Source organism: Variovorax sp. GW531-E2 (genome assembly GCF_059423125.1).
Window position 1 is genome coordinate 1 of record NZ_JBWKXQ010000108.1, and the last position, 7,687, is coordinate 7,687.

General features: G+C 68.7%; 11 protein-coding genes. 5 read left to right on the forward strand and 6 right to left on the reverse strand.

Annotated elements, in window-relative coordinates; all coding sequences use genetic code 11:
* The first annotated feature begins 132 nt into the window (after positions 1–132).
* A complete protein-coding gene (locus AC07XP_RS31725; protein ID WP_495266899.1) occupies positions 133–954 on the forward strand; it encodes a fumarylacetoacetate hydrolase family protein in 822 nt (273 codons plus the stop codon).
* 46 nt (positions 955–1,000) lie between these two features.
* Positions 1,001–2,353, forward strand: coding sequence for an MFS transporter (locus AC07XP_RS31730; protein WP_082818212.1), 1,353 nt, complete (start codon positions 1,001–1,003; stop codon positions 2,351–2,353).
* Positions 2,354–2,357: 4 nt separating this feature from the next.
* Here the strand turns inward: AC07XP_RS31730 and AC07XP_RS31735 are convergent, their stop codons facing one another.
* Genes AC07XP_RS31735 through AC07XP_RS31745 form a run of 3 tightly spaced genes read right to left on the reverse strand, consistent with a single transcriptional unit; the run spans position 2,358 to position 3,804 of the window.
* Positions 2,358–2,768, reverse strand: coding sequence for a LysR substrate-binding domain-containing protein (locus AC07XP_RS31735; RefSeq protein ID WP_495266900.1), 411 nt, complete (start codon positions 2,766–2,768; stop codon positions 2,358–2,360).
* Positions 2,741–3,298, reverse strand: coding sequence for a LysR family transcriptional regulator (locus tag AC07XP_RS31740; RefSeq protein WP_495266901.1), 558 nt, complete (start codon positions 3,296–3,298; stop codon positions 2,741–2,743). The genes AC07XP_RS31735 and AC07XP_RS31740 overlap by 28 nt, the downstream gene beginning before the upstream one ends.
* Positions 3,295–3,804 (reverse strand): GNAT family N-acetyltransferase, encoded by a 510-nt coding sequence (locus tag AC07XP_RS31745; protein ID WP_495266902.1) that lies wholly within the window; start codon positions 3,802–3,804, stop codon positions 3,295–3,297. The genes AC07XP_RS31740 and AC07XP_RS31745 overlap by 4 nt, the downstream gene beginning before the upstream one ends.
* Before the next feature lie 49 nt (positions 3,805–3,853).
* Here AC07XP_RS31745 and AC07XP_RS31750 point away from each other — a divergent pair, with 49 nt between their 5' ends.
* Positions 3,854–4,519: a DedA family protein gene (locus AC07XP_RS31750; RefSeq protein WP_062478522.1), complete on the forward strand. Its 666-nt coding sequence runs from the start codon at positions 3,854–3,856 to the stop codon at positions 4,517–4,519.
* A gap of 73 nt (positions 4,520–4,592) precedes the next feature.
* Here AC07XP_RS31750 and AC07XP_RS31755 read toward each other — a convergent pair whose 3' ends face one another.
* Both AC07XP_RS31755 and AC07XP_RS31760 read right to left on the reverse strand, forming a co-directional pair.
* Positions 4,593–4,883: a YMGG-like glycine zipper-containing protein gene (locus AC07XP_RS31755; protein ID WP_223301444.1), complete on the reverse strand. Its 291-nt coding sequence runs from the start codon at positions 4,881–4,883 to the stop codon at positions 4,593–4,595.
* Between the two features lie 129 nt (positions 4,884–5,012).
* Positions 5,013–5,441, reverse strand: coding sequence for a helix-turn-helix domain-containing protein (locus AC07XP_RS31760; protein ID WP_159276157.1), 429 nt, complete (start codon positions 5,439–5,441; stop codon positions 5,013–5,015).
* A gap of 85 nt (positions 5,442–5,526) precedes the next feature.
* On the opposite strand from AC07XP_RS31760, the gene AC07XP_RS31765 reads away from it, so the two are divergent.
* Positions 5,527–6,396, forward strand: coding sequence for a class I SAM-dependent methyltransferase (locus AC07XP_RS31765; protein WP_495266903.1), 870 nt, complete (start codon positions 5,527–5,529; stop codon positions 6,394–6,396).
* Positions 6,389–6,889: a DUF2938 domain-containing protein gene (locus AC07XP_RS31770; RefSeq protein WP_495266904.1), complete on the forward strand. Its 501-nt coding sequence runs from the start codon at positions 6,389–6,391 to the stop codon at positions 6,887–6,889. The genes AC07XP_RS31765 and AC07XP_RS31770 overlap by 8 nt, the downstream gene beginning before the upstream one ends.
* A gap of 1 nt (position 6,890) precedes the next feature.
* On the opposite strand, the gene AC07XP_RS31775 is transcribed toward AC07XP_RS31770, so the two are convergent.
* On the reverse strand, positions 6,891–7,687 hold a 797-nt coding region (locus AC07XP_RS31775), incomplete at its 5' end, for an N-acetylmuramoyl-L-alanine amidase family protein (RefSeq protein WP_175497122.1).

Consider the following 7,687-nt stretch of genomic DNA (forward strand, 5'->3'; position numbering starts at 1 on the left):
TCCCGCAGCGAAATCAAGGAGGAGGGGCGAAGCCCCGGGGGACATTCGCGGAGGGAAGTACCCGGTGGCCTGTGCACACGCCCTGAATGAACCCGCACCCAGAATTTTTTAAATCAGAAGAAGGAGTCAGACATGAAGTGGATGAGCGTTCAAACGCCCCAAGGCCCCCGCGTGGGCTACATCAAGGACGGCGCATTGCAGCCCGTCGATGCGGCCCGCATGCAGGACATCGTCGAAGGCCAGCCCTGGCGCGATGCAGGCCAGCCGATCCCCCTCGCCGACGTCAAGCCCGTCTTGCCGTTCGCACCGAGAAACATCATCTGCATCGGCGCCAACTACCGCGACCACTGCATCGAGACCGGCCTGGCCATCCCCGAGAAGCCCGTCGTGTTCGCGAAGTTCAGCAACACGCTGGCGGCCGATGGCGATGCGATCACCTGGCCCGAAGGCTTCACCGAGAAGGTCGACTGGGAAGCCGAACTCGGCGTCGTCATCGGCAAGCGTGCACAGGGCGTGAGCGAGGCCGAGGCGCTCTCGCATGTGTTCGGCTACGTCGCCGCCAACGACGTGAGCGCGCGCGACGTGCAACTGGGCGAGGCGCAATGGGTGCGCGGCAAGTCGCTCGACGGCTTCTGCCCGCTCGCGCCCACCGTCGTCACGCGCGACGAAGTGGCCGACGTGCAATCGCTGGGCATCCGCTGCCTCGTCAACGGCGAGGCCGTGCAGTCGTCCAACACCAGCGAAATGATCTTCTCGGTCGCGTTCCTCATCGCGTACCTCTCGCGCGCCATCACGCTGGAGCCCGGCGACCTGATCCTCACCGGCACGCCCGCCGGCGTCGGCCTGGGCCTCAAGCCGCCACGCTTCCTGAAGCGCGGCGACGTGGTCTCGGTCGAGATCGACGGGCTCGGCGCGGTGACCAACCCGGTCCACGGCGCGGTCGCACGCGGCTAGCCTCCACGGCTTCCAGACAGACATACCTATTCAGGAGACAACAACAATGACAACCACGAGTCCCTACGGCGAACTGGTCACAGGCGCCATCCACAAGGCGCGCTGGCGCCTGCTGCCCATGCTGATCGTCATGTACATCATGTCGATTCTTGATCGCGTGAACGTCGGCTTCGCCAAGCAGGCGCTGCAGATCGACACCGGCCTGAGCAACAGCGCCTTCGCGCTCGGCGCCGGCATCTTCTTCGTGAGCTACGCGATCTTCGAAGTGCCGAGCAACGTGATCCTGTCGCGCGTCGGCCCGCGCATCTGGCTGTGCCGGATCATGGTCACCTGGGGGCTCGTGGCCTCGGCCATGATGTTCGCCACCACCGAGACCTCCTTCTACGTGCTGCGCTTCCTGCTCGGCATCGCGGAGGCGGGCTTCTACCCCGGCGTGCTGCTCACGCTGACCTACTGGTTTCCCGCGAAGGTGCGTGCACAGGCCAACGGCATTTTGCTGTTCGGCTTTGCGGGTGCGCTCGTCATCGGCGGGCCGATCTCCGGTGCGCTGCTCGACATGAACGGCATCGGCGGGCTCAAGGGCTGGGAGTGGATGTTCCTCATCGAGGGCCTGATGGCTGTGGTGGTGGGCATCGTGGCCTTCTTCGTCATCGTCGATCGGCCGCACAACGCGCCCTGGCTCACGAGCGCGCAGCAGAACGCACTGCAGGCCGTGCTCGACCAGGAAGCGGCGGAGAAGTCGGCCGACAGCCCGCAGACCGTGTGGCAGACGCTGTGTAATCCGCGGGTCATGTTCTTCGCGCTGAACTTCTTCATCGTGCAGATCGCCGCCTACGGCCTCATCTTCTATCTCCCGACCCAGGTGGGGCAGATCCTGGGCCAGAAGATCGGCCTCCTGGTCGGCTTCGTCACCAGCATTCCGTGGCTGCTGGCGCTGTTCGTCGTGTACTTCGTCACGCGCTGGTCCGACCGTCACCACGACCGCCGCCGCGTCACCGTGGCCACGCTCTACACGATCTTCGGCGTGTGCGTGTGCCTGTCGGCGCACGGCTCACCGATCTTCGCGATCGCGGCGCTGTCCATCGGCGCGTCGACCTACCTGTCGGGCACGCCGATCTTCTATGCCTTCCTGTCGGAGCGGCTGTCGGGCCTGGGCATTGCCACGGGCATCGCGCTGGTCAACTCCATCGGCAACCTGGGCGGCTTCGTGGCGCCCAACCTGCGGACCTACGTGGAGCAGAACCACGGCGGCTCGGCTGCGGGGCTGTACACGCTGGGCAGCGCGGCGCTGCTGGCCGCGCTGATGCTGGCGCTGATGCCGAAGGGCTGGCGCGTGGCGAAGAAGAGTGGGGCGGCGGCAGCGCCGGCGGCCGTGCTCGACGGCCGGGCACGCGCCTAGTCGTTCAGAAGGCCTGTCGCCAGACGCGCGACAGGGCCTGCCACGCGCAGTCCACCTCCGGCCGCTTGAGCGCGCCGGCCAGGCAGACAAAGCGCAGGTCGCAGCCGATGCTCACGCGGTCGGCAATGACCAGGCCATCGCGCTGGCTGGCCTGCAATGCCAGCGCGTCGCGCGCCAGCGAAATGCCCACGCCGGCGCGCACCAGCGCCAGCATCGACATCTCCTGGTCGGCCTGCGCGGCTTTCTTCAGCACCAGCTTGTGGGCCTGCAGCACCGGCGCCAGCAGCCGCGAGTGCGACGAGGTCGGCGGTGCCAGCACCCACGGCAGGTACGCCAGCTCGGGCCAGTCGCGGCCCAGCACCTGGGGCGCCCAGCCGCTCGGGCCGATCACCTGGTAGTTGAAGCGCGCCAGCACCTGCGAATGGAACAGTTCGCCGTCGTGGCGCCGCGCAACGGGGCGCTGGCCTGCGGCAGGTCGGTGGCCTCGGGGTCGCCGAGGTAGAAGCCGATGTCGAGTTCCTTGTTGAGCAGTTGGGCGAGCACGTCGCCGCTCGTGCCCTGGTGCAGCTCGGTCTCGAGTTCGGGCGCCAGCGCCACCAGTTCGGTGAGGAAGGGGCTGAGGCGGGTGAAGTCGGGGTCGAGGATGGTGCCGATGCGCAGCGAGCCGCGCACGCCGCCCTTGAGCCGCTCGGCGGCCACCGCGAAATCGTTCAGGCTCTCGAGCGCATGCTCCGCGTGGTTGAGCAGCGCCGCGCCGTCGCGCGTGAGCAGCAGGCCGGTGGGTGTGCGCTGGAACAGCTCCAGCTCGACCAGCGCGCCCAGTTCCTTGAGTTGCAGGCTCACGGCCGGCTGCGTGAGGAACAGGCGCTGCGCGCCGCGCGACACCGAGCCCTCGCGGGCCACGGCCACGAAGGCCTGCAGGAGCCGGGGCTCGATCTTCTTCATGCCGCGCCGGGGAAAGGCTGCAGCTGCTTGTACATGACGAAGGCGTCCACGAAGCCCAGCTGCGGATGCCTGAATGCGCCCGGCAAGGTGCCGACGATGGCGAAGCCCATGTGCTGCCACAGCCGCACCGCGCGCTCGTTGGTGGAGACGACGAAGTTGAACTGCATCGCCAGGAAGCCCATGCGCAGGGCCTGCTGCTGCGAGTGTTCGCACAGCGCCGAGGCCACGCCCAGGCCGCGCGCCGCCTCGGACACCACATACCCGCAGTTGCTCACGTGCGCGCCCTGGCCGGGCTGGTTGGGGCGGATCACATAGGTGCCGAGCACGGCGCCTTCGTCGTTGCAGGCCACGAAGGTCAGCGTGGGCACCTTCGTCCACGAGTGGCGGGCCTGTTCTTCCGTCACATCGGGCGGGTAGGTATAGGTGTCGCCGCGGCGGAACGTCGGTTCGAGAACGGCCCAGAGGCTGGGCCAGTCGGTATCGAGGGCTTCGCGGATCTGGATCATGGGGTGATTCGGAAAGGGTGCGGCATGCCAACAAGGATAATCCGCGCCCATGGAAATCATCAGCTTTCTCGTCGACTTCATCCTTCACGTCGACAAACACCTCGAGGCCTTCGTGGTCGCCTACGGCCCCTGGGTCTACGCGCTGCTGTTCCTGATCGTGTTCGTCGAAACCGGCGCGGTGGTCATGCCGTTCCTGCCGGGCGACTCGCTGCTCTTCATCGTCGGCGCGCTGTGCGGCGTGGGGCTCATGAGCTTTCCGCTGGCCTGCGGCATCCTGATCGCGGCGGCCATCCTGGGCGACCAGTGCAACTACTCGATCGGGCGCTACTTCGGGCCCAAGGTGTTCCAGTGGGAGAACTCGCGCTTCTTCAACCGCAAGGCCTTCGATCAGGCCCACAGCTTCTACGAACGCTACGGCGGCATCACCATCGTGCTGGCGCGCTTCATGCCGTTCATTCGCACCTTCGCGCCCTTCGTGGCCGGCGTGGCCGAGATGAACCGCGCGAAGTTCACGGCCTACAACGTGGGCGGTGCGCTCATCTGGGTGCTGGGCATTGCCACCGCGGGCTACTTCTTCGGCAACCTGCCGTTCGTGCGCCAGCACCTGGACAAGATCATCTGGGCGCTGATCTTCGTGCCCGGCCTGCTGGCCATCTTCGGCGCGTGGCGCGCCTCGAAGGCCGAGAAGGCGCGGGCGGCGGCGTCGCAGGCCTGAGCGGCTCGCGGCCCGCCCCAGAAAAAAAACGCGCCGGAGGGCGCGTTTTTTCGTTGAGGGTTGGAAGGATCAATCAGTAGCGCGGCCCGTTGTCCGGGTAGTAGCCACTGCCGCGCGGGTAGCGTTGCTGGTTGTAGTAGTTGCGCTCGTCGACGTTGCGGCCCACCTGGTTGCCGATGATGCCGCCGATGGCCGCGCCGCCGAGCGTGCTGCCCGTGTTGCCGCCGATCGCATGGCCCACCGCCGCGCCGCCGAGTGCGCCAATGCCGGTGCCGAGGTTCTGGTTCGGACCGCTCGCACAACCTGCCAGCGTCATGACCGAAGTGGCAGCTGCAGCGGCGATCCAGAGACGTGTCTTCAACATGAGGTCCACCTTTCGAGAGTGATGGCTCATCATGGTCAAAAGTATGCATTTCGCGGTGTAGGAGCCTGCCGCGCTTGCCTGTGCGCAGGGGCGCGTGTTGCGGAACGCAACGCCTGAAAGCACGTGTGGCTAGGGGGTTCGCGGCTTCGGCGCCTTCTTCTTCGGGGCTTCCAGAGCGCCCGACGACGCGGCCCGCAGGATGCGGCGGAAGGTGGGGCATTCCATGTGGCTGGGCGCGGGGCAGACCGCCGCATGCCGCAGGCCGTCGCGCATCGCCGTGAGCTGGCGGATCGTGCGATCGAGGTCCTGCGCCTTGTCCGCGAGCACCTGCCGGTCGATGCGCGGCTTGCCTTCGGGCGAGAACATGTGGCCGATCTCCTCCAGCGAGAAACCGGCGGCGCGCCCCAGCGCGATGAGCGCCAGCCGCTCCAGCACCTCGGGCGCGAACACGCGGCGCAGGCCGTGCCGGCCGGTCGAGGCGATCAGCCCTTTTTCTTCATAGAAGCGCAGCGTCGAGGCGGGAACGCCGGCGCGTTGCGCGACTTCCGAAATGTCCATGTGCCGGCCCCCTCTTGACTTCAAGTCGACTTGAATTGGCACAGTCTAGCTCTCGCCGCTTGAAGGCACCTGAAGGAAAACGATCATGGACGACACATCCCCCGCCAATGCCGAGCAGGCCGCCTTGTGGAACGGCCACGCCGGCAGCGCCTGGGTCCGGACGCAGGCCGTGCTCGACGCGATGTTCCAGCCGCTCGAAGCACGGCTGAGCGACGCGGTGCGCGCCGTGGGCGCCCACCGCGTGCTCGACGTGGGCTGCGGCACCGGCCGCACGACGCTCGCCGTGGCGCGGCAGCTCGACCCGGCGGGCCAGTGCCTCGGTGTCGATATCTCGGCGCCGATGATCGAGGCGGCGAAGGCCCGCGCCGCGCGCGAGGTGCTCCCGTCGGCCCGCTTCGTTTGCGCCGACGTGCAGGGCCATGCCTTCGAGCCGGCCACGTTCGACACGGTCATCTCGCGCCTGGGCGTGATGTTCTTCGACGACCCCGTGCGGGCTTTCGCGAACCTGCGGCATGCCGCGACGGAGGGCGCGTCCCTGCGCTGCATCGCCTGGCGCGGCGGGGCCGACAACCCGTTCATGACCACGGCCGAGCGCGCCGCCGCGCCGCTGCTGCCCGGCCTGCCGCCGCGCCAGCCGAACGCACCGGGCCAGTTCGCGTTCGCTGACCGCGCGCGGGTCGCGGGCATCCTCGAGGCGAGCGGATGGGGCGAGGTCGACATCCAGCCCTTCGAGGTCGAGTGCGCGTTTCCCGCGACGGCGCTGGTCGACTACTTCACGCGGCTCGGGCCGGTCGGCCTGGTCCTGCAGGAAGTGGATGCCGCGACACGCGCGCAGGTCGTCGAGACGCTGCATGCCGCCTTTGCGCCCTATGTGCAGGGCGACGACGTGCGCTTTGTCGCGGCCTGCTGGATGATCGCGGCGCGCGCGCCGGTGCGGGAGCGCGGCCATGTCTGAGGCCGTCGAATGCGCGTTGCGCACGCTGTGGATCGGCGCCGGCGCGACCGTGGTGATGGACCTGTGGGCCGTGCTGCGCCAGCGCCTGTTCGGCATTCCCTCGCTGGACTACGCGCTCGTGGGCCGCTGGCTCGTGCACCTGACGCGCGGGCGCTTCTTTCACGACCCCATCGGCAAGTCGCCGCGCGTGGCAGGCGAGGGCGTCATCGGGTGGACCGCGCACTACCTGCTCGGCATCGCGTTCGCGGCCGTGCTGCTCGCGGGCTGGGGATTGGAATGGGCGCGCCAGCCGACGCTGGTGCCTGCGTTGATCGTCGGCGTCGGCACCGTGCTCCTGCCGTTCTGCGTGATGCAGCCGGCGATGGGGGCGGGCTTTGCGGCGCGCCGCACGCCGCGCCCGGCGATGGCGCGGTTCCAGAGCGTGGTGACGCACAGCGTCTTCGGCGTCGGCCTTTATCTGGCCGCGTGGGTCGCCCGCGTGGCGGGCTTCTAGCCTAGAGCTGGCGGCTGCGCGCGAGCGGCGGGTTCTGCGCGAAGTAGCGCTGGATGCCGCGCATCAGCGCGTCGGCCAGGTTCTCCTGGTAGTCGGCGCGGCGCAGGTTGGCTTCTTCCTCGGGGTTGCTGATGAAGGCCGTCTCGACCAGCACGCTCGGGATGTCGGGCGCCTTCAGCACCGCGAAGCCGGCCTGCTCGACCTGTGCCTTGTGCAGCCGCGCGCCGATGCCCTTGATCTCGCCGAGCATCGCGCCGCCGAGCTTCAGGCTGTCGTTGATCTGCGCGGTGGTGCTCATGTCGAGCAGCGCGCGCTGCACCTGCGCCTCGTGGTTGCCCACGTTCACGCCGCCGACCTTGTCGGCGTCGTTTTCCTTGTTGGCGAGCCAGCGCGCGGCGCTGCTGGAGGCGCCGCTCTGGCTCAGGGCGAACACGCTGGCGCCGCGCGCGGCGGGCGTGGTGAAGGCGTCGGCGTGGATGCTCACGAACAGGTCGGCCTGCACGCGCCGCGCCTTCTGCACGCGCACGCCCAGCGGCACGAAGAAGTCGGCGTCGCGCGTGAGAAAGGCGCGCATCGGGCTGCCGTTGACGCTGGCCGCGTTGATGCGTTCGCGCAGGCGGTGCGCCACCTGCAGCACGATGTCTTTCTCGCGCGTGCCGTTCGGGCCGATGGCGCCGGGGTCTTCACCGCCATGGCCGGGGTCGAGCGCCACGATGATGATGCGGTCGGTGCGGCTGGCCGTGGCGCGCGGCGGCGGGCCGGGCGGCGTCACGGGCCGAGCCGGGGGCGCCGCGGCCC

Coding starts and splice junctions, on each gene's coding strand:
- AC07XP_RS31725 (WP_495266899.1), top strand. CDS start 133: ATGAAGTGGATGAGCGTTCAAACGCCCCAAGGCCCCCGCGTGGGCTAC.
- AC07XP_RS31730 (WP_082818212.1), top strand. CDS start 1,001: ATGACAACCACGAGTCCCTACGGCGAACTGGTCACAGGCGCCATCCAC.
- AC07XP_RS31740 (WP_495266901.1), bottom strand. CDS start 3,298: ATGAAGAAGATCGAGCCCCGGCTCCTGCAGGCCTTCGTGGCCGTGGCC.
- AC07XP_RS31745 (WP_495266902.1), bottom strand. CDS start 3,804: ATGATCCAGATCCGCGAAGCCCTCGATACCGACTGGCCCAGCCTCTGG.
- AC07XP_RS31750 (WP_062478522.1), top strand. CDS start 3,854: ATGGAAATCATCAGCTTTCTCGTCGACTTCATCCTTCACGTCGACAAA.
- AC07XP_RS31755 (WP_223301444.1), bottom strand. CDS start 4,883: ATGTTGAAGACACGTCTCTGGATCGCCGCTGCAGCTGCCACTTCGGTC.
- AC07XP_RS31760 (WP_159276157.1), bottom strand. CDS start 5,441: ATGGACATTTCGGAAGTCGCGCAACGCGCCGGCGTTCCCGCCTCGACG.
- AC07XP_RS31765 (WP_495266903.1), top strand. CDS start 5,527: ATGGACGACACATCCCCCGCCAATGCCGAGCAGGCCGCCTTGTGGAAC.
- AC07XP_RS31770 (WP_495266904.1), top strand. CDS start 6,389: ATGTCTGAGGCCGTCGAATGCGCGTTGCGCACGCTGTGGATCGGCGCC.